The sequence below is a fragment of the Pseudomonas sp. 8AS genome, from assembly GCF_902506505.1.
GTDB lineage: Bacteria > Pseudomonadota > Gammaproteobacteria > Pseudomonadales > Pseudomonadaceae > Aquipseudomonas.
Window position 1 is genome coordinate 1,218,328 of sequence record NZ_LR733406.1, and the last position, 22,285, is coordinate 1,240,612.

20 protein-coding genes are annotated in these 22,285 nt (G+C 66.4%); 9 read left to right on the top strand and 11 right to left on the bottom strand.

The window, feature by feature from the left end:
• Window positions 1–7: 7 nt before the first annotated feature.
• From GV001_RS05680 to GV001_RS05720, 9 genes are all read right to left on the bottom strand, one after another.
• Window positions 8–691 carry a transglutaminase-like cysteine peptidase gene (locus GV001_RS05680; protein WP_160078669.1) on the bottom strand — a complete coding sequence of 228 codons (684 nt, stop codon included), beginning with the start codon at window positions 689–691 and terminating at the stop codon, window positions 8–10.
• A 212-nt stretch (window positions 692–903) separates the two neighbouring features.
• A complete protein-coding gene (locus GV001_RS05685; protein WP_160078670.1) occupies window positions 904–1,380 on the bottom strand; it encodes an ester cyclase in 477 nt (158 codons plus the stop codon).
• Window positions 1,381–1,546: 166 nt separating this feature from the next.
• A complete protein-coding gene (locus GV001_RS05690; protein WP_160078671.1) occupies window positions 1,547–2,971 on the bottom strand; it encodes a gamma-aminobutyraldehyde dehydrogenase in 1,425 nt (474 codons plus the stop codon).
• 75 nt (window positions 2,972–3,046) lie between these two features.
• The gene (locus GV001_RS05695; RefSeq protein ID WP_160078672.1) at window positions 3,047–3,853 is read right to left on the bottom strand and encodes an ABC transporter permease; all 807 of its coding nucleotides are present in this window, start codon (window positions 3,851–3,853) and stop codon (window positions 3,047–3,049) included.
• Complete coding sequence (locus GV001_RS05700) at window positions 3,843–4,790, bottom strand: ABC transporter permease (RefSeq protein WP_160078673.1); 948 nt, start codon at window positions 4,788–4,790, stop codon at window positions 3,843–3,845. The genes GV001_RS05695 and GV001_RS05700 overlap by 11 nt, the downstream gene beginning before the upstream one ends.
• A 1-nt stretch (window position 4,791) precedes the next feature.
• Complete coding sequence (locus GV001_RS05705; RefSeq protein ID WP_160078674.1) at window positions 4,792–5,820, bottom strand: ABC transporter ATP-binding protein; 1,029 nt, start codon at window positions 5,818–5,820, stop codon at window positions 4,792–4,794.
• A gap of 287 nt (window positions 5,821–6,107) precedes the next feature.
• Complete coding sequence (gene ydcS / locus GV001_RS05710) at window positions 6,108–7,283, bottom strand: putative ABC transporter substrate-binding protein YdcS (protein ID WP_160078675.1); 1,176 nt, start codon at window positions 7,281–7,283, stop codon at window positions 6,108–6,110.
• 77 nt (window positions 7,284–7,360) lie between these two features.
• Entirely contained in the window at window positions 7,361–8,815 is a 1,455-nt protein-coding gene (locus GV001_RS05715; RefSeq protein WP_160078676.1) for a gamma-aminobutyraldehyde dehydrogenase, read from the bottom strand.
• A gap of 134 nt (window positions 8,816–8,949) precedes the next feature.
• Window positions 8,950–9,861, bottom strand: a complete 912-nt coding sequence (locus GV001_RS05720) for a LysR family transcriptional regulator (RefSeq protein ID WP_160078677.1) — start codon at window positions 9,859–9,861, stop codon at window positions 8,950–8,952.
• 228 nt (window positions 9,862–10,089) lie between these two features.
• Between GV001_RS05720 and GV001_RS05725 the strand changes: the two genes are divergently transcribed.
• Window positions 10,090–10,851 carry a tellurite resistance TerB family protein gene (locus GV001_RS05725; RefSeq protein ID WP_160078678.1) on the top strand — a complete coding sequence of 254 codons (762 nt, stop codon included), beginning with the start codon at window positions 10,090–10,092 and terminating at the stop codon, window positions 10,849–10,851.
• A gap of 128 nt (window positions 10,852–10,979) precedes the next feature.
• Here the strand turns inward: GV001_RS05725 and GV001_RS05730 are convergent, their stop codons facing one another.
• Both GV001_RS05730 and cax read right to left on the bottom strand, forming a co-directional pair.
• Window positions 10,980–12,728 carry a SulP family inorganic anion transporter gene (locus tag GV001_RS05730; RefSeq protein WP_160078679.1) on the bottom strand — a complete coding sequence of 583 codons (1,749 nt, stop codon included), beginning with the start codon at window positions 12,726–12,728 and terminating at the stop codon, window positions 10,980–10,982.
• Between the two features lie 17 nt (window positions 12,729–12,745).
• The gene (cax, locus tag GV001_RS05735) at window positions 12,746–13,819 is read right to left on the bottom strand and encodes a calcium/proton exchanger (protein ID WP_160078680.1); all 1,074 of its coding nucleotides are present in this window, start codon (window positions 13,817–13,819) and stop codon (window positions 12,746–12,748) included.
• Window positions 13,820–14,084: 265 nt separating this feature from the next.
• On the opposite strand from cax, the gene GV001_RS05740 reads away from it, so the two are divergent.
• The 8 genes from GV001_RS05740 (at window position 14,085) to GV001_RS05775 (ending at window position 22,262) form a co-directional block, all read left to right on the top strand.
• Window positions 14,085–15,086 (top strand): autotransporter domain-containing protein, encoded by a 1,002-nt coding sequence (locus GV001_RS05740; RefSeq protein ID WP_160078681.1) that lies wholly within the window; start codon window positions 14,085–14,087, stop codon window positions 15,084–15,086.
• 200 nt (window positions 15,087–15,286) lie between these two features.
• Window positions 15,287–16,382 (top strand): peptide chain release factor 2 gene (gene prfB, locus GV001_RS05745; RefSeq protein ID WP_160078682.1). Its coding sequence is split into 2 segments (ribosomal slippage): window positions 15,287–15,358 and window positions 15,360–16,382, totalling 1,095 coding nucleotides; the frame shifts between segments, so codons are not numbered across the junction.
• Between the two features lie 236 nt (window positions 16,383–16,618).
• The gene (gene lysS / locus GV001_RS05750) at window positions 16,619–18,121 is read left to right on the top strand and encodes a lysine--tRNA ligase (RefSeq protein ID WP_160078683.1); all 1,503 of its coding nucleotides are present in this window, start codon (window positions 16,619–16,621) and stop codon (window positions 18,119–18,121) included.
• A 138-nt stretch (window positions 18,122–18,259) separates the two neighbouring features.
• Window positions 18,260–18,973: a TetR/AcrR family transcriptional regulator gene (locus GV001_RS05755; RefSeq protein ID WP_256664871.1), complete on the top strand. Its 714-nt coding sequence runs from the start codon at window positions 18,260–18,262 to the stop codon at window positions 18,971–18,973.
• A 98-nt stretch (window positions 18,974–19,071) separates the two neighbouring features.
• Window positions 19,072–19,629 carry a hypothetical protein gene (locus GV001_RS05760; protein ID WP_160078685.1) on the top strand — a complete coding sequence of 186 codons (558 nt, stop codon included), beginning with the start codon at window positions 19,072–19,074 and terminating at the stop codon, window positions 19,627–19,629.
• Window positions 19,630–19,641: 12 nt separating this feature from the next.
• Complete coding sequence (locus GV001_RS05765; RefSeq protein WP_160078686.1) at window positions 19,642–20,931, top strand: flavohemoglobin expression-modulating QEGLA motif protein; 1,290 nt, start codon at window positions 19,642–19,644, stop codon at window positions 20,929–20,931.
• Window positions 20,932–21,047: 116 nt separating this feature from the next.
• Window positions 21,048–21,797: a TIGR00266 family protein gene (locus GV001_RS05770; protein WP_160078687.1), complete on the top strand. Its 750-nt coding sequence runs from the start codon at window positions 21,048–21,050 to the stop codon at window positions 21,795–21,797.
• Between the two features lie 132 nt (window positions 21,798–21,929).
• A complete protein-coding gene (locus tag GV001_RS05775) occupies window positions 21,930–22,262 on the top strand; it encodes a hypothetical protein (RefSeq protein WP_160078688.1) in 333 nt (110 codons plus the stop codon).
• Window positions 22,263–22,285 lie beyond the last annotated feature (23 nt).

The following is a 22,285-nucleotide window of genomic DNA, read 5'->3' on the forward strand; positions in this document are numbered from 1 at the left end:
CTTCTGCTTAGCCCTGCGGTGCCGGCTGCGTCGAGCCATCGACCAGGGCGCGGGCGCTGACCTCCTGCCAGCGCGACAAGAGCTGCGGCGACTGGCTTGACTGGCGCTGCGGCGCGCTGCCGAGAAAGATCCCGTGGTTGTTGAAGGCATACACCGGCAGCAGGTCGCGGCGCTGGCTGGCCGGACGGATCTGCTGTTGCAGGTTGTCGAGCAGCAGCGGTTCGGCACTGGGGCTGGGGTAATAGGCCAGCACCATGTGCGCACGGTTGAGCCGCAGGGCCTTGACGAAGGTCAGGCGCAGCTTGGCGCTGGGCACGCCCAGGCGAACCAGGCTGAAGTACTTGGCGATGGCGATGTCTTCGCAGTCGCCGCGCCCCTGGTTGAGGGTTTCCAGGGGCGTGGCCCAGTAATCGGCGCTGCCCCAGAGCTGCTGGTCCTCGGTGTAGACGATGCTGCGGTTGATGAAGCGGTTGACCGATTCCAGGCGGGCCTGCTCGTCGCCGCCGGCCGATTGCCGCAGCAGTTGCTGCCAGCTGCTCAGGCGCGCATCGCGCAGGGCCTCGGCCAGGGCCGTCGGTGCGCGGCTGCCCTCGGCATGGCCCGGGGCGCCGGCCAGGCACAGCAGCAGGCCGCTGGCGCAGAGCAACAGGCGGCGCAGGGCAGGCGCGCCGCGGAGGGGCTGTTCGGGCATGGTGGCAGGGGCGCTTCCGGCTTATTGGCTGGCCGGGGTGGCCGCCGTTTATCGTTATGCCGCCATGCTATCGACGCGCGTTCGCCAGCGCCTAGGCCCGCGCTGTGACGCTGGCCGCCTTTTGCACAAGATTTCGCCGGCAAATCGGCGAACTGTCACGCATAAACGCACAACCCCGGCACGTGGCCGGGGTTGTTTGCTGCAGGCGAGGTTTACCAGCCGAGCTGCTTGTTGAAGCCGAGGGCGTCGTAGTAGTCGCCCTGGTAGGCGATCTTGCCGTCCTTGATGCGGATGAAGCTGACCCCCTCGAACTTCACCGGTTTGCCGGTAGCCGGGGTTTCCGCGCTCCAGGCGCCGGTGTTGGTTCCACTGAAGACCCACTGAAAGGCGATACCGTCGGCGCTGACGATGGGCGCGCCGGTCATCTGCCACTTCAGGTCGGGGATCGCCCCGACAAATACCTTGATCACGTTGTCGCGGGCGGCGGCGCGGCCCTTCTGTGGGGTGCCGACGGTCACGTCGTAGTACTCGGCGTCTTCGGCGAGAAACTCCCCGGCCTTGTTGGCATCGTGGGCGTTCCACGCCGCCATGTAGCCGTCGACTATGGCCTTGGCGTCATCCGCCGCCTGTGCCAGGCCGGCAAGGGCGCCGAGGGCGATGAAAGCGATGCTGCGCAGTGCATTTTTCATTGTTGTTGCTCCAGCTGATTTTCGGGGGTGGAAAAATCGGAGCGATTTGGGCGTAGCGAGCGACTGCCGGGCTAGGCGGCCAGAGCCAAGAAAGCGCAATGTACTGGAGTACATGAGCATTTCGAGGTTCTGGCCAACAACGCCCGGCTGAGCGCAGTAGCCCAAATCAGTGCTTGAACATCACATGGCGGATGGCGGTGTAGTCCTCGAGGCCATACATCGACATGTCCTTGCCGTAGCCGGACAGTTTCATGCCGCCGTGGGGCATCTCGCTGACCAGCATGAAGTGGGTGTTGACCCAGGTGCAGCCGTACTGCAGGCGCGCGGCCATGCGGTGGGCACGGCCGACGTCGCGGGTCCACACCGAACTGGCCAGGCCGTAGTCGGAGGCGTTGGCCCAGGCCAGGGCCTGCGCCTCGTCGTCGAACGGGGTGACCGAGACCACCGGGCCGAACACCTCGCGGCAGACGATCTCGTCGCTCTGCTTGGCGCCGGCCAGCACGGTCGGCAGGAAGAAGAAACCGTTGCCGGCCGGGGCCTTGCCACCGGTGACCACTTCGATGTGCGGCACGGCGCTGGCGCGCTCGACGAAGCCGGCCACGCGCTGGCGGTGTACCTCGGTGATCAGCGGGCCGAGCTCGGTGCCGGCGTCGTCCTGCAGACCGTGCTTGATCGAGCCGACTGCGGCGCCGAGGGCGGCGACGAACTTCTCGTAGACGCCTTTCTGCGCGTAGATGCGGCAGGCGGCGGTGCAGTCCTGGCCGGCGTTGTAGAAGCCGAAGGTGCGGATGCCCTCCACGGCCGCGTCGATGTCGGCGTCGTCGAAGATGATCACCGGGGCCTTGCCGCCCAGCTCCATGTGCATGCGCTTAACCGAGGCCGCGGTGCTGGAAATGATGTTGGCGCCGGTGGGGATGGAGCCGGTCAGCGACACCATGCGCACCTTGGGATGGGTCACCAGCGGCTCGCCGACGCTGGCGCCGCGGCCGAATACGATGTTGACCACGCCGGCCGGGAAGATCCCGGCGATCAGCTGGCCCAGGCGCAGGGCGGTCAGCGGGGTCTGCTCGGAGGGCTTGAGCACCACGCAGTTGCCGGCGGCCAGGGCCGGGGCCAGCTTCCAGGCGGCCATCATCAGCGGGTAGTTCCACGGTGCGATGGAGGCGACCACGCCGATCGGGTCGCGGCGGATCATCGAGGTGTGCCCCGGCAGGTACTCGCCGGCGGCGGAGCCCTGCAGGCAGCGCGCGGCACCGGCGAAGAAACGGAACACGTCGGCGATGGCCGGCAGCTCGTCATTGCGCGCCGCGGCGTAGGGCTTGCCGCAGTTCTGCGACTCCAGGCGCGCCAGCTCGTCGGCGTTGGCGTCGATGGCATCGGCCAGGGCCAGCAGCAGGGCGGAGCGCTGGCCGGGGGTGGTCTGCGACCAGCCGTCGAAGGCGGCGTCGGCGGCGTGTACGGCGGCGTCGATCTGCTCGGCGGTGGCTTCGGGAATCTGTACCAGGGTGCTGCCCAGGGAGGGGTTGAGCACCGGCTGCGCGGCACCCAGGCCGTCGACCAGTTCGCCGTTGATCAGCAGTTTGGTTTGCATCGCATAAGCCTCGCTATCGCTATTGTTTGGGCTGAATTAAGCCCCTCTCCAGCGTGGGAGAGGGGAGTAAGGCTGTTACTTGCCGCTGCCGGCCACGCCTTCGCCACCCTTGGTCAGGTAGTAGGCGCCGAGGATCGGCAGCATGGTCACCAGCATCACCAGCATCGCCACCACGTTGGTCACCGGCACGTCGCGCGGGCGGGCCAGCTGGTTGAGCAGCCACAGCGGCAGGGTGCGTTCGTGGCCGGCGGTGAAGGTGGTGACGATGATCTCGTCGAACGACAGGGCGAAGGCCAGCATGCCGCCGGCCAGCAGGGCCGAGCCGAGGTTGGGCAGGACGATGTAGCGGAAGGTCTGCCAGCCGTCGGCGCCGAGGTCCATGCTGGCCTCGATCAGGCTGTGGCTGGTGCGGCGAAAGCGGGCGATGACGTTGTTGTAGACGATCACCACGCAGAAGGTGGCGTGGCCGATGACGATGGTCAGGAAGCCCGGCTCGATGCCGAAGCTCTTGAACGCCGCCAGCAGGGCCAGGCCGGTGATGATGCCGGGCAGGGCGATCGGCAGGATCAGCAGCATGGAGATGCTTTCCTTGCCGAAGAAGTCGCGGCGGTACAGCGCGGCGGCGGCCAGGGTGCCGAGGATCATGGCAACCAGAGTGGCCAGGCAGGCGATCTGCGCCGACAGCTTGATCGCCTCCAGCACATCCGGGCGCGCCAGGGCGATGCTGAACCAGTGCAGGGTGAAACCCTGGGGCGGAAAGCTGAAGCCCGAGCTCTCGGTGTTGAAGGCGTACAGGAGGATGATCAGGATCGGGAAGTGGAGGAACACCAACCCGCCCCAGGCGGCCAGTTTCAGGCCGAGGGAAGCTTTCTCAGAGTGCATCGAAGGCCCCCAGACGTTTGACGATGGACAGGTAGATGGCGATCAGCACGATCGGCACCAGGGTGAAGGCGGCGGCCATCGGCATGTTGCCGATCGAGCCCTGCTGCGAATAGACCATGTTGCCGATGAAGAAGCCGGGCGGCCCCACCAGTTGCGGCACGATGAAGTCGCCCAGGGTCAGGCTGAAGGTGAAGATCGAGCCGGCGGCGATGCCCGGCACCGACAGCGGCAGGATCACCTGCATGAAGGTCTGTCGCGGTTTGGCGCCCAGGTCCGCCGAGGCCTGCAGCAAGGAAGGCGGCAGGCGTTCCAGAGAGGCCTGGATCGGCAGGATCATAAATGGCAGCCAGATGTAGACGAACACCAGGAAGCGCCCCAGGTGCGAGGTCGACAGGGTGTTGCCGCCCACGCCCGGCACTTCGAGGATCAGCTGCAGCAGCGGTTGCAGGTGCAGTTGCTGGATGAACCACATGGCCACCCCGCCCTTGGCCAGCAGCAGGGTCCAGGCGTAGGCCTTGACGATGTAGCTGGCCCACATCGGCAGCATCACCGCGATGTAGAAGAACGCCTTGGTCTTGCCCGTGGTGTAGCGCGCCATGTAGTAGGCGATGGGGAAGGCCACCAGGGCGCTGGCGATCGACACCGCCACGGCCATGCCGACGGTGCGCAGGATGATGTCGAAGTTGGCCGCCTGGAACAGCGCGGCGAAGTTGGCCAGCGTGAGGGTCGGGGTGACCGTCATGCTGAAGTCGTCGAAGGTGTAGAAGCCTTGCCACAGCAAGGTCAGCAGCGAGCCCAGGTACACCGCGCCGAACCACAGCAACGGCGGAATCAGCAGCAGCGACAGGTACAGCGTCGGCTTGCGGTAGAGCAGGTCGGACAGCCGGCGCATCAGGCCGCCGCCGGCGCTGGCGAGGGTGAGAGTCTGGCTGCTCATGTCACACGTCCTCGCGCAGGCCGACCATGGCGCCGCGGGCCCAGCGCGCGCTGACCCGCTGGCCCGGCTGCAGCGGCGCCTCGCCCAGCTGCCACTGGTTGTTGGCCTGGCTGACGGAGAAGTTCTGGCCGTTGTCCAGCTGGATCTCGAAGCGGGTGGCGGCGCCCTGGTACTGGATGTCGTGCAGCAAACCGCTGACTTCCACCTCGTCGCTGCCCAGCGCCTCGCCATTGCCCAGGCGGGTGTGTTCCGGGCGGATCGACACCGGCAGCGGCGAGCCGGTGATCTGCGCGGCCAGTTCGCCCTTGAGCACGTTGGAGGTGCCGACGAATTCGGCGACGAAGGGGGTGGCCGGCTTCATGTACAGGTTGCGCGGGGTGTCGACCTGCTCGATGCGGCCCTTGTTGAACACCGCCACGCGGTCCGACATGGACAGCGCCTCGCTCTGGTCGTGGGTGACGAAGATGAAGGTGATGCCGAGCTGGCGCTGCAGTTTTTTAAGCTCGCTCTGCATCTGCTCGCGCAGCTTGAGGTCCAGCGCCCCGAGCGGCTCGTCGAGCAGCAGCACCCGCGGGCGGTTGACCAGGGCGCGGGCCAGGGCCACGCGCTGGCGCTGGCCGCCGGACAGCTGCGCCGGTTTGCGCGCGCCGTAGCTGCCGAGGGCGACCATGCCCAGGGCATCCTCGGCGCGGGCCAGGCGCTCGGCCTTGCCGACGCCCTTGACCTTGAGGCCGTAGGCCACGTTGTTGAGGACGTCCATGTGCGGGAACAGGGCGTAGTCCTGGAACACCGTGTTGACGTCGCGGCGATAGGGCGGCAGGCCGGCGGCCTCCACCCCATGAATACGGATGGAGCCAGCGCTGGGCTGCTCGAAGCCGGCGATCAGGCGCAGGCAGGTGGTCTTGCCCGAACCGGAAGGGCCGAGCATGGAGAAGAATTCGCCATCCTGGATGTCGATGGACACCCGGTCGACGGCTTTGACGTCGCCGAACGCGCGGGACACATCGGTAAATTGCACTGCAAGGGTCATGGCAAAGCTCCAGGATATAAGCCATCCACCACCGACTCGTCCGGGTTGGGTTTGCCGACACAAGACGGGCGAGTCGGTGGTGGATGTACAACGGTGAAATCAATTGCTTGGATAGGCAGCTGGATAAGGCGTTATCCAGCCGTCATCAGATCGGCCCAGTGGGCTACGCCGAGGCGGCGCGTAGGATGGGTTGAGCCTGCGATACCCATCGTCACGCGGACGACGATCTGGGCTCATCGATGGGTATCGCTGCGCTCAACCCATCCTACCTAGGCCATCAGGCCTGCTTACCTGCCGCCCATGATGGCGATGTAGTCCTGGGTCCAGCGGCTGTAGGGCACGTACTTGCCACCCTCGGCCTGCGGGGTTTTCCAGAAGGCAATCTTGGCGAAGTTGTCGAAGCCGTTGGTCTTGCAGCCCTCGGCGCCGAGCAGCTCGTTGCCCTGGCAGGCGGCCGGCACGGCCGGCACCGAACCGAACCAGGAAGCCAGGTCACCCTGCACCTTGGGTTGCAGCGACCAGTCCATCCACTTGTAGGCGCACACCGGGTGCTTGGCCTCGGCGTGCAGCATGGTGGTATCGGCCCAGCCGGTGGCCCCTTCGACCGGCACGGTGGAGGCGATCGGCTGTTTCTCCAGCTGCAGGGCGTTGACCTGGTACGGCCAAGAGCCGGAAGCCATCACGCCTTCGTTCTTGAAGTCACTCATCTGCACGGTCGCGTCGTGCCAGTAGCGGTGGATCAGCGGCTGCTGGGCGCGCAGCAGCTCCAGCACGGCGGCGTACTGGGTTTCGTTGAGCAGGTAGGGGTCGGTGATGCCCAGCTCCGGCTGGGTCGCCTTCAGGTACAGCGCCGCGTCGGCGATGTAGATCGGGCCGTCATAGGCCTGCACGCGGCCCTTGTTGCTCTTGCCGTCGGGCAGGTTCTGTTCCTTGAACACCACCGACCAGCTGGTCGGGGCGGTCTTGAACACGTTGCTGTTGTACATCAGCACGTTCGGGCCCCACTGGTAGGGCGTGCCGTAATGCTGGCCGGCCACGGTGTGCCAGGCGGCATCCTTGAGGCGCTCGTCGACGTTCTTCCAGCTGGGGATCAGGTCGATGTTGACCGGTTGCACACGCTTGCCGGCAATCAGGCGCAGGGAGGCGTCGCCGGAGGCGGTGACCAGGTCGTAGCCGCCCTTGGCCATCAGGCTGACCATCTCGTCGGAGGTGGCGGCGGTCTTGACGTTGACCTTGCAGCCGCTGTCCTTCTCGAACTGGGTCACCCAGTCGTAGTTCTTGTCGGTCTCGCCACGCTCGATGTAGCCGGGCCAGGCGATGATGTCGAGCTGGCCTTCGGCGGCACCGAGGGTCTTGAGCGGTTCGGCGGCCTGGGCGGCGCCTGCGGCGAGCAGAGCGGTGGCCAGTGCGCTGAATGCAGTCATCTTGGGTGCGCTGAGCGCTGCGGTTTTGTGCGCGGACATCGGGATTCCCTCTTCTTGTGGACTGTTATTGGGGCAGCAAAATGTCGGCGATACCGCTGCCGAACGGGTGTAATCAGTCAGTCTAGTTGTAGTCCGTGGCGCGCCATGATGTGGCGCACCACGCTGTAGTCCTGCAACGAGTCGCTGGACAGGTCCTTGCCGTAGCCGGAGCGCTTGAGCCCGCCGTGGGGCATCTCGCTGGCCAGCATGAAATGGGTGTTGATCCAGGTGCAGCCGTACTGCAGGCGCCCGGCCACCTGCATGGCCTTGTCCAGGTTCTGCGTCCACACCGAGCTGGCCAGGCCGTACTCGGAGTCGTTGGCCCAGTCCACGGCCTGGCTCAGCTGGTCGAAACGGGTGACGGTGACCACCGGGCCGAACACTTCGCGCTGGACGATCTCGTCGCCCTGCTTGCAGCCTGCCAGCAGGGTCGGCTGGTAATAGAAACCGGCCCCGGAGTGCACGGCGGCGCCGGTGACCCGCTCGATATGCGGCTGGCCCAGCGCCCGCTCGACGAAGCTGGCCACGCGGTCGCGCTGGCGCGCGCTGATCAGCGGGCCGATTTCGTTGTCGGCGTCCTTCTTGCGGGCAAAGCGCAGGCTGGCCACGGCGTCGCCCAGCTCCGCCACCAGGCGGTCGTGGATGCCGGCCTGGGCATAGATGCGGCAGGCGGCGGTGCAGTCCTGGCCGGCGTTGTAGTAGCCGTGGGTACGGATGCCCTGGATCACGGCGTCGAGGTCGGCGTCGTTGCAGACGATCACCGGTGCCTTGCCGCCCAGCTCCAGGTGGGTGCGCTTGAGGGTGCGCGCGGCGCTCTGCAGGATCTTCTGCCCGGTGACGATGTCGCCGGTCAGCGACACCATGCGCACCCGCGGGTGGCCGACCAGCTGGCTGCCGACGCCTTCGCCGCCGCCGCAGAGGATGTTCAGCACCCCCGCCGGGAGGATCTGCGCCAGGGCCGGTGCCAGCGCCAGGATCGACAGCGGCGTGTGTTCCGAGGGTTTGAAGATCAGCGTATTGCCGGCCGCCAGGGCCGGGGCGATCTTCCAGGCGGCCATCATCAGCGGGTAGTTCCACGGCGCGATGGAGGCGACCACGCCGACCGGGTCGCGGCGCACCATGCTGGTGTGGCCGGGCACGTATTCGCCGGCCAGTTGGCCCTGCTGGCAGCGCACGGCGCCGGCGAAGAAGCGGAACACGTCGGCGGTGGCGGGAATGTCGTCCTGGCGTGCCAGGTGCAGCGGCTTGCCGCAGTTCAGCGACTCCAGGCGGGCCAGTTGCTCGGCGTTCTGTTCGATGGCATCGGCGATGGCCAGCAGCGCCGTGGCGCGTTGCGCCGGGGTGGTGCGCGACCAGCCGGCGAAGGCGCGGTGGGCGGCCTGTACGGCGCTTTCCACCTGCTCCAGCGAGGCCTCGGCGATGCGGGTAAGCACCTCGCCGCTGGCCGGATTGATGATGGCTTCGACCAAACCTTCCCCGGCGACCAGTTGGCCGTCGATCAGCAAGGCGCTGTACAGGGTGGGTTCGGGCATCTTCGGACTTCTTCTTTTGCTTTCTGCCTGCATGGCGGCTCCAGTACTGCGCGGAACGCCTGCGTCCATAAGGAACTGAGACTAGGCCCCGGCACAGAGGTCGACAAATTCTAAATATTGAAAGCAGCGTTCGATTAAATCGAAACCTTGCGGTTATGCGGCTGTTCGCGCGCCAGGGTCAGGAACGGATCGACCAGTACCGGCCGCGAACTGCCGCGGCGCCAGGCCAGGCCGACGTCGAGGGTTTCGCCGAGATCGGCCAGCGGGCGCGCCTCGATGATGTCGCCCTCCAGGGACCAGGGGCGGTAGGTCATGTCCGGCTGGATCGACAGGCCGAGGCCGGCCGCCACCAGGCTGCGCACTGCCTCCACCGAGGCGGTGCGCAGGGTGACATGTGGGCTCATGCCGGCGCGGCTCCAGATGCGCTGGGTGTGCAGGCCCATCTCGTCGGCGTTGAGCTGGATCAGCGGCTCGCCGGCCACATCCGCCAGGCTGATGCTGTCGCGCTCCAGCAGCGGATGCCGCGCCGGCAGCCACAGGCGGTGCGGCGAATGGGTCAGCACCTCGGTCTGCAGGGCGTGGCGGTCTTCCAGATTGGACAGGATCAGCACACCGACATCGATCTCGCCGGCCACCAGCAGGTGCTCGATATAGGGCCGCTCGTCCTCCACCACGCGGGTCTGCACGTTGGGGTAGGCGCGCTGGAAGCGGGTGATCAGGTCGGCCAGGTAGTAGCCGGCCACCAGGCTGGTCACGCCGATGGTCAGGCTGCCGGCGACCTGGTCGGTGCTCTGCTGCAGGCTGCGCTTGGCGTTGTCCACGGTGGCCAGGATCAGGTGCGCCTGGCGCAGGAACTGGTGGCCCTGGTGGGTCAGGCTCATGCCCTTGGCGTGGCGGTTGAACAGGCTGACGCCGATCTCCTCCTCCAGTTGCTGGATGGCCAGGGTCAGGGTCGACTGGGAGATGAACACCGCCTGGGCGGCGGCGGAAATCGAGCCGGTCTCGGCGACGGCAATGAAATGGCGGATCTGGCGCAGGGTCATCATGGTGGGCATCCGGGCGGCGCGGGGCTGTCAGCATTATGGTTTGTCGATAATGGAGGAAGGCCTTCTTTTTTATCGAATTTAAAGGGCAATCCCCTGTGAGCGCGGGGCCGCTGGCGCTGCGCCGGCTGATCGCAATATCTCGAAGCACTCTGCCGGCCGCGACCCGGCAACCCGACTGGTTAGAATCGGTCAGTAGCCAGGAACGGCAACAACTCACAGGAGATGCTCATGAATACCCGCGGCTTGCTCGATCAACTGCTGAAATCCGGCCAGGACCTGCTGCAACAGAAGTCCGGCAGCTCATCTGCCGGCGGCCTCGGTGATGCACTGGGTGGCCTGCTCGGCGGTGGCAAAGGTGCCGGCAAAGGCGGGCAGGGCGGCGGCGACCTCGGCACCCTGCTCAAGGGAGCTGGTGGTGGCGCCCTGGCGGCCGGCGCGCTGGGCCTGCTGCTGGGCAACAAGAGTGCGCGCAAGCTGGGTGGCCAGGCGCTGACCTATGGCGGCCTGGCGGCCCTCGGGGTGATCGCCTACAAGGCCTATGGCAACTGGCAGGCCCAGCAACAGCAGGGTGGCGCGGCGCAGCCGGCCCATGAGCCGCAGACCGTGGATCGCCTGCCGGCGCCGCAGGCCGAGCTGCACAGCCAGGCCATCCTCAAGGCGCTGGTGGCGGCGGCCAAGGCCGATGGCCATGTCGACGCCAGGGAGCGTCAGCTGATCGAGGAACAGATCGGCCAGCTGGCGGGCGACCCGCAACTGATGCACTGGCTGGAAGCCGAGTTGAACAAGCCGCTCGACCCGGCCGAGGTGGCGCGTGCCGCGACGACCCCGGAAATGGCCGCCGAGATGTACATCGCCAGCGTGCTGATGGTCGACGAGGAACACTTCATGGAACGCGCCTACCTGGAGGAACTGGCCCGCCAGCTCAAGCTTGAGCCCGGGCTCAAGGCCGAGCTGGAGGCCCAGGTGCGGCAGACGGTGGCGGCCAGCTGATGCAGTGCGCCAGCCGCTGACCAGCGCCGGCTGGCTACTCTTGCAAGGGTGCGCCATGCGCACCGCCGGCCGCACATAGGTCCTTGGTGCGCGCGGCGCACCCCACGCGAGCGGTCGTCAACCGCTTCTTACGGCGTCCAGTCGACCTGGTAATCGGCCAGGTAGGCGTCGACGGCGGCGCCGACGGTGGGGTGGATGCGCTGCTCCTCTTCCGGCTTGAGCAGGCCGAAGCGGCGCAGCTTGTCCTTCACCGGTCCCTTGACCTCGGCGAAGTGGAAGTCGATGCCGGCAGTGGCGAGGGTCTGTCCCAGTTCGCCGAGCATGTCGGCCGAAGTCACATCGATGCTGGTCACCGGCTCGGCCGCCACCACCAGGCGGCGCACGCGGGTGGGGGATTGCGCCAGGGTCTTGAGCACGCACTGCTGGAACAGCTCGGCGTTGGCGAAGAACAGCGGCGCGTCCCAACGCAGCAGCACCAGGCCGGGCACCAGGCGGGCATCGGGATGCCGGGCGATATCGTGGAAGCCGCGGATGCCTTCGACCCGGCCGAGTACGGCGTAGTAGGGACGCCAGCCGTCCCAGAGGAATTCGATCACCGCCAGCACCACGGCGATGCCGATGCCGGGAATGGCGCCGAACACGGCGACGCCGGCGAAGCAGGTCATCGACAGCCAGAACTCCCATTGCTGCACCTTGAAGATGCGCTTGAGGTCGGCGAACTCGAACAGGCCGATGGCGGCGGCGATCACCACGGCGGCCAGGGCGCTGTTGGGCAGGAACTCCATCAGGTTGGGCGCCACCAGCAGCAGGATGGCCACGGCGATGGCGCCGACCACGCCGGTGAGCTGGGTCTGCGAGCCGGCGGCTTCGGCCACCGGGGTGCGCGAGGAGCTGCTGCTGATCGGGAAGCCCTGGAACAGGCCGCCGATCAGGTTGGCTGCGCCGAGGCCGAGCATTTCCTGGTTGGGGTCGACATAGCTGCGCGTGCGCGCGGCGTAGGTGCGCGACAGCACGCTGGTATCGGCGAAGGCCACCAGCGCCGCCGCCACGCCGCCGAGTGCCACGGCGGCCAGGTCGACGCCGCTGAGCCAGGGCAGGACGAAACTGGGCAGGCCCTGGGGCAGCTCGCCGAGCACCTTGACCCCCTGCGCGCCGAGGTCGAACAGGCCGACGGCGACGGTGGCCAGAATCACCGCGATGAGGATGGTCGGCAGCTGCTGGAAACGCTTGAAGGCGAGGATCAGCACCAGGGTGCCGCCACCGACGGCGAAGCTGTACCAGTTGGCCTGGCCATCCAGCAGCGCCTGGCCGAGCAGCCAGACATCGCGGATCGGGCCGTCGCCGTCGACGGAAATGCCGAACAGCTTGGGCGCCTGGCTGATCAGCACGGTCAGGGCGATGCCGTTCATGTAGCCGTAGCGGATCGGCTTGGACAGCAGTTCGGTGATGAAGCCCAGGCGCAGCAGGCCGGCGAGGATGCACACCAGGCCGGCGACCACCGCCATCATGCTGGCCAGGATCACCGCGCGCAGCGGGTCGCCGCCGGACAGCGGCAGCACCACGGCGAGGATCAGTGCCGCCAGCGCCGAATCCGGGCCGAGCACCAGGATGCGGCTGGGACCGAACAGGGCATAGGCCAGCAGCGGCACTATGGTCGCGTACAGGCCGTAGATGCCGGGCACGCCGGAGGCCTCGGCATAGGCGATGCCCACCGGCACCAGCATGGTGGTCAGCACCAGGCCGGCGGCGATGTCCTTGGGCAGCCAGGCCAGTTGATAGTTCTTCAGCATCAGCAGGCCCGGCAGCCAGCGCAGCCAGCCGCTCGGCGGGGTGACGATGGGCAGGGCGGGGTTTGGCTCCGGTGCTTCACTGGTCATGGGTGTGCGCTCGCGGTTCAGGGGGCGGATGTGGTGGGAATGAAGAAGAAGGCCAGGCCGAAGACCAGGTAGACGGCCAGCAGTTGCACGCCCTTGAGCCAGTCGGAACGGCCGTCGCCAGCCACCTGGCCGGTGATCAGCACCGCCAGCAGCACGGTCAGGGTCAGGCCGGCGGTGAAGGCCAGGTCCATCGGTGCCGGGCCGATCAGCAGGCTGGCCAGCACCAGTAGCGGGGCGACGAACAGCGCCACCTGCAGGCTGGAGCCGATGGCGATCGACAGGGCCAGGTCCATGCGATTCTTCATGGCGGCGGTGATGGCCGTGGCATGTTCGGCGGCGTTGCCGAGGATGGCCACGACGAACACGCCGATGAAGATGTTGCTCAGGCCGAAAGCCTCGGCGCTGGGCTCGATGGCGCCGACCAGGATTTCGCTGACCCAGGCGATCAGACCGGTGGCCACGGTCAGCACGCCGAGGGCCTTGCCCATGGGCCAGCTGGCGGCCACTGCGCTTTCATCCTGGCGATTGCCGGCGAACAGCGCCTTGTGGGTGACCAGCGAGTAATAGAGGAACAGGCCGTAGGCGAGCAGCAGTACCACCGAGATCGCGTTGCTCAGGTGCTGCACCTTGCCCAGCAGCTCGGGCGCGTCTTCGGCGCGCATCATGTACACCGCTGGCAGCACCAGGGCGATGGCGGCCAGGGTCAGCAGGCTGGCTTCGGCCCGCGCGCCCTCGGAATTGAAATGCTGCTCCTTGAAACGCAGGCCGCCGCAGAGCATGGCGGCGCCCAGCACCAGGAGGATGTTGCCGATGATCGAGCCGGCCAGCGAGGCCTTGACCACGTCATGCAGGCCGGCGCGCAGGGCGGCGATGGCGATGATCAGCTCGGTGGCGTTGCCGAAGGTGGCGTTGAGCAGGCCGCCGACGCCTTCGCCGCAGCGCTCGGCCAGCTGCTCGGTGGCTTTGCCCAGCCAGCCGGCCAGGGGGATGATCGAGATGGCGGCGGCGATGAAGATCGCCAGATGCTGCTGGGGCGCCAGGTATTCCAGCGCCAGGGTCAGTGGCACACACAGCAGTAGCCAGTTGAGCATGGGGTTGCCATCCATAGGCAAGTGACAGGAATTACACCCTGTCAGCATGGCTTATCGGCTGGAAACGGCAATTGACTGGAGTCTATGTTTGCCAGGCTGCCACCATCCATAAGAACCGAACCAGGCGGCTGCCGGGGCGTTGCAGGCCTGGTCGGCCGGCTCCACAGCTTCGTCGAGGCAATATGCGCCGGGCGCAGCGTGCGTCGACAGTTTCTGGAGTCCGTACGGGTTTAGAATTCGCGGATCGTAAAGGGAGCCTGCAGGCATGCAAGCCAGTTCCAGTATTGCGCTGTTGATTTTTCTGCTATCCGTGGCTGGAGCCGGTGTGCGGGCGGCCGAATTGCCGCTCAGCCAGCGCAGCCTGTTGCTCGACGACAGCCGGCTGCCGCGCGAGGCGGCGCTCGATCGCATGCAGCAGATCCGCTTCGCCTTCCGCGAGCGGCCGGCGCCGGCTGGCGAGCTGCGGGGCTGGTCGCGCGCCTATGGCGGCCAGGGTTCCTGGGATGGCGGCAGCGATTCGCCGCGCCTGGAGCGGCGCGGCGCCGGGCTGCTGGTCGGCGTCGATCGGCCCCTGGCGGGCATGTGGATGGCCGGTGCGCTGGCCGGCGTCGGTCGCAGCGAGTTGCAGGCCGATGAGGGCGGCGACAGCGATGTCGACAGCTATCACCTGGCCGCCTATGCGACGACCCGCTATTACCAGCTGGGCTTCAAGCTCGGCGCCGCCTACAGCTGGCATGAGCTGGACAGCAAGCGCCGCAGCGCCGGGCAACGCCTGCGTGGCGACAGCCAGGCCGCCAGCACCCAGCTGTTCGGCGAAGCCAGCTACCCCCTGGATTTCCGTGAATTCACCCTGGAACCCTTCGCCGGCCTGGCCTACGTCCATCTGGACGCCGACAGCCTGCACGAGACGGGCGGCACCGACGCCCTGCAGCTGAGCGGCGAGCAGCAGGATGGCGCCTACCTGACCCTGGGCTGGCGCCTGGCCAGTGCCTGGCAGCTGCGCGAACGGCGCCTGGTCGGCCGCGCCAGCCTGGCCGCGCGGCATGGCTTTCTCGATGACCGGGCCACGGCCCAGGCCTGGCAGCCGGCGACCGGGCAGAGTTTCGAGCTGAGCGGACGCGAATTCGAGCGCGACCAGTTGCGCCTGGACCTGAGTCTGGACTACCAGCTGAGCGAGCAGCTGTATCTGGGCCTGACCTACGCCGTCCAGTACGCCGAAGATGCCCGCGACAACCAGCTGGGTGGGCGCCTCAGCCTGCAGTTCTGAGTGCTTCCGCCGGTCAGGCCGGGTCTGCTCAGCGCCCGTGGCGGGCTGCCCGCGCGGCGCGGACTCGGGTATACTCGCCGGCTTTTCTGAAACTTCGGGGTCACGGCCTGTCGCCGTGCCCGGTCAGCGGCCGTCCAGGCCGGCTCGCCGGGCCGCACAGGGTTGCTGCGTCCCTCTTTCGCCTGCGAGTGCTGACAGCCATGGAAATCAACCCGATCCTCAACAGCATCAAGGACCTGTCCGAGCGGACCCAGACCATTCGGGGGTATCTTTGACTACGATCACAAGCATGATCGTCTGGTCGAAGTAAACCGCGAACTCGAAGACGCCAGTGTCTGGAACAACCCCGAATACGCGCAGAACCTGGGCCGCGAGCGCGCCATGCTGGCGCAGATCGTCGAAACCATCGACGACCTCACCGACAGCCTGGCCGATTCCCGTGACCTGCTCGACATGGCTGTCGAGGAGAACGATGAAGGCGCGGTGAGCGACATCGTCAGCGAAATTGAGCGCCTGCGCGACATCCTCGAAAAGCTCGAATTCCGTCGCATGTTCAGCGGCGAAATGGACATGAACAACGCCTACCTGGATATCCAGGCCGGCTCTGGTGGCACCGAGGCGCAGGACTGGGCCAACATCCTGCTGCGCATGTACCTGCGCTGGGCCGACAAACGCGGCTTCAGTGCCGAGATCGTCGAACTGTCCGCCGGCGAAGTCGCCGGGATCAAGGGCGCCACCGTGCACATCAAGGGCGAGTACGCCTTCGGCTGGCTGCGTACCGAGATCGGCGTGCACCGCCTGGTGCGCAAGAGCCCGTTCGACTCCGGCAACCGACGCCACACCTCGTTCTCCGCGGTGTTCGTCTCGCCGGAAATCGACGACAACATCGAGATCGAGATCAACCCGGCCGACCTGCGCATCGACACCTACCGTTCCTCCGGTGCCGGTGGTCAGCACGTCAACACCACCGACTCGGCCGTGCGTATCACCCACGTGCCGACCAATACCGTGGTGGCGTGCCAGAACGAACGCTCGCAGCACGCCAACAAAGACACCGCGATGAAGATGCTGCGTGCCCGTCTGTACGAGCAGGAAGTGCAGAAGCGCAACGCCGCCTCCCAGGCGCTGGAAGAGACCAAGTCGGATATCGGCTGGGGCCACCAGATTCGCTCCTACGTACTGGATGCCTCGCGGATCAAGGATCTGCGCACCAACATCGAACGCAGCGACTGCGACAAGGTGCTGGACGGCGATATCGACGAATACCTCGAGGCCAGCCTCAAACAGGGGCTGTAAAGCTACTGCGCTTGGCCAGGCGGCGTTGGAAAATGGCTCGGACGGTGGCTTGCCACCGAACGCCCGAAGGGCGGCCCGGTAGGGCGAACGTAAGTGAGTACTGCTCATTTACACTCGTAAACTCCGCGTCCTCGCCATTTCCCGCCTTGCCTGACCTGCGCTCGCTACGCTTTACAACCCCTGTTTCGCAAACCGTTTCCATACAGGCAAGAGCCTAACCAGGAACCACCAAGACCATGAGCGACCAACAACTCGACCACCACGAACTGCTGCAGGAAGAAAACAAGCTGATTGCCCAGCGCAAGGAAAAGCTTGCTGCCATCCGTGAGCAGGGCAATGCCTTCCCCAACGATTTTCGCCGTGACAGCTACTGCGCCGACCTGCAGAAACAGTACGCCGAGAAGACCAAGGAAGAGCTGGAAGCGGCCGCGATTCCGGTCAAGGTGGCCGGGCGCATCATGCTCAACCGCGGTTCGTTCATGGTGATCCAGGACATGAGCGGGCGCATCCAGGTCTACGTCAACCGCAAGACCCTGCCGGAAGAGAAGCTCGCCGAGGTCAAGCACTGGGACATGGGCGACATCATTTCCGCCGTCGGCACCCTGGCTCGCTCCGGCAAGGGCGATCTGTACGTGGAAATGACCGACGTGCGCCTGCTGACCAAGTCGCTGCGCCCGCTGCCGGACAAGCACCACGGCCTGACCGACACCGAGCAGCGCTACCGCCAGCGCTATGTCGACCTGATGGTCAACGAGGAAGTGCGCGAGACCTTCCGCGTGCGCTCGCAAGTCATCGCCCACATCCGCAGCTTCCTGATGAAGCGCGACTTCCTCGAAGTCGAAACGCCGATGCTGCAGACCATCCCCGGCGGCGCCGCGGCCAAGCCGTTCGAGACCCATCACAATGCCCTGGACATGCAGATGTTCCTGCGTATCGCCCCGGAGCTGTACCTCAAGCGCCTGGTGGTCGGCGGCTTCGAGAAGGTCTTCGAGATCAACCGCAACTTCCGTAACGAAGGCGTTTCGACCCGGCACAACCCCGAGTTCACCATGCTCGAGTTCTACCAGGCCTACGCCGACTACGAAGACAACATGGACCTGACCGAGGAGCTGTTCCGCGAGCTGGCCCAGCTGGTGCTCGGGACTACCGACGTGCCCTACGGCGACAAGGTGTTCCACTTCGGCGAGCCGTTCGCCCGCCTGTCGGTGTTCGACTCGATCCTCAAGTACAACCCTGAGCTGACCGCCGCCGACCTGACCGACATCGACAAGGCCCGCGAAATTGCCAAGAAGGCCGGCGCCAAGGTGCTCGGCTTCGAAGGCCTGGGCAAGCTGCAGGTGATGATTTTCGAGGAGCTGGTCGAGCACAAACTGGAGCAGCCGCACTTCATCACCCGCTACCCGTTCGAAGTCTCGCCGCTGGCCCGCCGCAGCGACGATGATCCGAGCGTCACCGACCGCTTCGAGCTGTTTATCGGTGGCAGGGAAATTGCGAACGCCTACTCCGAGCTGAACGACGCCGAAGACCAGGCCGAGCGCTTCATGCAGCAGGTGGCCGACAAGGACGCCGGTGACGACGAAGCCATGCACTTTGATGCCGACTTCGTCCGCGCCCTGGAATACGGCATGCCGCCGACCGCCGGCGAGGGTATCGGTATCGACCGCCTGGTCATGCTGCTGACCAACTCGCCATCGATCCGCGATGTGATTCTGTTCCCGCATATGCGCCCGCAGGCTTGATTGCAGTGCCCGCAACGGGCACTGTGCGGAACTTGCGGCATGGCACATGGCTATCACTGTGTGCCGGTGCCGAAAAAGGAGGGTCTGCCCATGGCAGGCCCTGTTTTTTGTCCGCAATTCGTGGGGGATTCAGCCGTAGTGACTCACAGCTCCGTCCTTGCGTGCCCGGCCCAGCTGGCTGGTGAGCTCGCCGACAGTGTCCAGTACCAGGGCCGCAAGGCCAGCCGCCAGGGCAGCGAGCAGCGCCGCCTGAGCATCCTCGACGCGGCCCTGCGCATCATCGTGCGCGACGGCCTGCGTGGCGTGCGCCACCGCGCCGTGGCCGCCGAGGCCGGCGTGCCGCTGTCGGCCACCACCTACTACTTCAAGGACATCCAGGACCTGATCAGCGACAGCTTCGTGCTGTTCGTCGAGCGCAGCTCGGCCAGTCTGGCGCTGCTCTGGGCCGATATCGCCCGCGACTTCCAGGGCCTGGCCGGGGCGGTCGACGCCAATCCGCTGCTGCGCCGGCAGATGGCCGAACAGCTGATCGAACTGATCGTCGCCCATGTCCAGGCCAAGGTTCGCGACGGCAATGCCGAGCTGCTCGCCGAGCTGGCCTTCCGCCAGGAGGCGCTGACCAACCCGACCCTGACCCCGCTGGCCATGGCCCACCAGCAGTTGCGCCTGCAGTTCGCCGAGCTGGCCCTGCGCGCCCTGGGCTCGGCGGCGCCGGTCGAGGATGCGCAGGTGTTGACTACGCTTATTTTGCGGATGGAATATCATGCCCTGGTCGATGGCGCGGATAACCTGGACCTGCCAGGCCAGAGCGCCGTGCTGCGGCGCTTTCTGAACCTGGCCATCGGGCTGTAGGATTGGCAGGCCAAGCCCCGCTGTTGCGGGGCTCGCTGTTTCTGCAGCCGGCAAAGCCGCTGCCGACCCTGGCTCACGGATCTCACAAGGAGTGCGTAATGAATGCCTGGCGCTTTGCGGTAGCTGCCGTCGCCTGTCTGCTGGTGAGTGGCTGCCTGGTCACCTTCAAGGATCCGATCCCGGCCAACGAGGCCGCGCCGATACCGCTGCTCGGCGACTGGGAGCGCCAGGACGAGTGGGGCGAGCGCCAGTTCCTGGCGATCAGCCGCGCCGGCTCCAATGTCTACAAGGCGCGCACCTGGGTCGACAGCGAGGACAACCTGAAGAGTGTCGAGGAGTACGGCTTCACCGTGGCTCACCATGGTCGCCGCTGGTACATCTCCGCGGGCCTGCCCAAGCGCCTGGGGGCGAACTTCGCCATCGCCGGCTTCGAGCTGACCGCCGGCAACGAGCTGGTGATCTACAACCTGGATGTCGAGCGCATCCTGCAGGACATGCAGAGCGGCACCCTGCAGGGCCAGCCGGTGGAAACCCCGGAAGGCGAGGGCGTGCTGGTCAGCAGTTCGCTGGATCAGGTGTTCCGCTACCTGGACGACCAGGCCAATGCCGACGTGTTCGTCGAGGTCGCGCGCTACCAGCGCAGCAGCGGGCAGTAACGGAGCAGGTCGATGAGCAGACGCAAGACGCTGGACGACTACCACGCCACCATTCGCACCCTGTCCGATCGTCTGGTCGAGGCGCAGACGCCGATCCGCGTGCTCGATGCGATCAAGTGGGACGACAGCATCCGCCAGGGCTTCATCAAGGCCAAGGGCAAGGCCATGCCGGCGGTCGACCGCAGCTACTACGACAGCCGCCCGCTGAGCTTCGACTCGACGGCGAAGAAGCTGGAATTCCAGAACATCGAGCGCGACATCACCCGCCAGCTCGGCCAGTTCAACCCGGTCGGGCAGATCATGCGGCGCATGTGCAAGGAATACCGCATGGTCATCCGCATGCTCGAGGCACGCGGCACCGCGGATTTCGGCCTGATTTCCCAGGAACTGTACGGCGCCGCCTCGGACGCCTTCCATGCTGGCGACCCGACCCTGGCCGACCTCGGCCTGATGCTGTCCGACTACCTGAACAACATCGCCGCCCGCGGTGACCTGGAAGACGAGGCCAAGACCCTCACCGCCAAGGACGCCGTGGCCATCCTCCAGGAGCGCCTGGCCGCGGTGTTCGGCGACGACACCATCCGCGTGTTCGAGTCCGACGGCATCGTCGCCGACGCGGCGGCCGGTGCCGACTACATCAAGGTGCGTGCCGACGCGCTGTTCAACCAGCGCGACGTGCGCGCCCTGGAGGTGCACGAGGGTATGGTGCATGTCGGCACCACGCTGAACGGCCTGAGCCAGCCGATCTGCACCTTCCTGGCCAAGGGCCCGCCCTCGTCGACCGTGACCCAGGAAGGCCTGGCGATCCTGATGGAGGTGATCGCCTTCGCCTCCTACCCGACCCGCCTGCGCAAGCTGACCAACCGCACCCGCGCCATCCACATGGCCGAGGAGGGCGCCGACTTCCTGCAGGTCCACGAGTTCTACCGCGAGCAGGGCTTCAGCCTGGAGGAAAGCTACGGCAACGCCAGCCGCGCCTTCCGCGGCTCGACCCCGGATGGCCTGCCGTTCACCAAGGATCTGTCCTACCTCAAGGGCTTCATCCTGATCTACAACTACATCCAGCTGGCCGTGCGCAAGGGCAAGCTGGAGCAGATCCCCCTGCTGTTCTGCGGCAAGACCACCCTGGAAGACATGCGCACCCTGCGCCAGCTGGTCGACGAAGGCCTGGTCACGCCGCCCAAGTACCTGCCGCCGCAGTTCCGCGATCTCAACGCGCTGTCGGCCTGGATGTGCTTCTCCAACTTCCTCAATCACCTGAGCCTGGACCGCATCGAAGCGGACTACGCCAACATTCTCTGACGCGCGCGCCGCGTTATCTGTAGGAGCCAGCTTGCTGGCGATCATCTGCCCTCGGGTGAACGTATCGCCAGCAAGCTGGCTCCTACAGTATTCCTTCGTCTTTCATGGAGCCTGCCATGCCCAGCCACAAACTCGACTACGAAATCCTCGGCGCCTCGGCGCAGACCGTGGAGATCATCCTCGACCCGGGCGAGACGGTGATCGCCGAGGCCGGGGTGATGAACTACATGACCGAAGGCATCCGCTTCGAGACGCGCATGGGCGATGGTTCGGCCAGCGGCGTGCTGGGCAAGCTGTGGGGCGCCGGCAAGCGCCTGCTCACCGGCGAGTCGCTGTTCATGACCCATTTCAGCAATGAAGGCCAAGGCCCGCAGCGGGTCGGTTTCGCCGCGCCCTATCCGGGCAGCGTGGTGCCCATCGAGCTGAGCCAGGTCGGCGGCCAGCTGATCTGCCAGAAGGACGCCTTTCTCTGCGCGGCCCACGGCACCGCGATCGGCATCAGCTTCAACAAGCGCATCGGCGCCGGCTTCTTCGGCGGTGAGGGCTTCATCCTGCAGAAGCTGGAAGGCGATGGCCTGGCCTTCGTGCATGCCGGCGGCACGGTGATCCGCAAGGAGCTGAACAACGAAACCCTGCGCCTGGATACCGGCTGCCTGGTGGCCTTCACCAGCGGCATCGACTACGACATCGGTCTGGCCGGCGGCCTGAAGAGCATGCTGTTCGGCGGCGAGGGCATTCTCCTGGCCACCCTCAAGGGCACCGGTACCGTGTGGGTGCAGAGCCTGCCGTTTTCGCGCCTGGCCGAACGCATCTACGAGGCGACCTTCCGCGCCCGCGAGGAAGTCCGCGCCGGCGGCAAGTCCTGAGCCATTGCCCGCTGCCGCAGCGGCTATCGGTCGCGCCCTCTTGCCAATGGCGCACGCCTGTATCAGGCTGCGCCGCCATTGGCTGCCGGCAGCCAGGTCCCCTTTCAGCCAGTTCGAGCAGTGAACCACGCCATGAGTGAAGAACGTAACGCCATCCCCCTGATCCTCACCGGTATCGCCAGCATCGTCGGCACCATCGCGGTGCTGTGGTTCTACGGCTACCTGCATTTCGCCAAGGAAGAAGACGCCCTGCTGCTGGCCGAGTTCACCATGCTCAAGACCATCCCGGGCGAGGACTACAAGCTCTCGGTGAAACCGGCCAACCAGGTGGCGCACTGCATCGACGGCGTACTGGTGCTGTTCGACACCCAGCAGAAGGGCCTGACCGGCGTGTTGGTGGACGACAAGAAACAGGCCGTGCGCTGCATGGGCGAGGAAACCCCGCCGGCCCCGGCTGCCCAGTAAGACCGCGGCGAATCTGCACCACA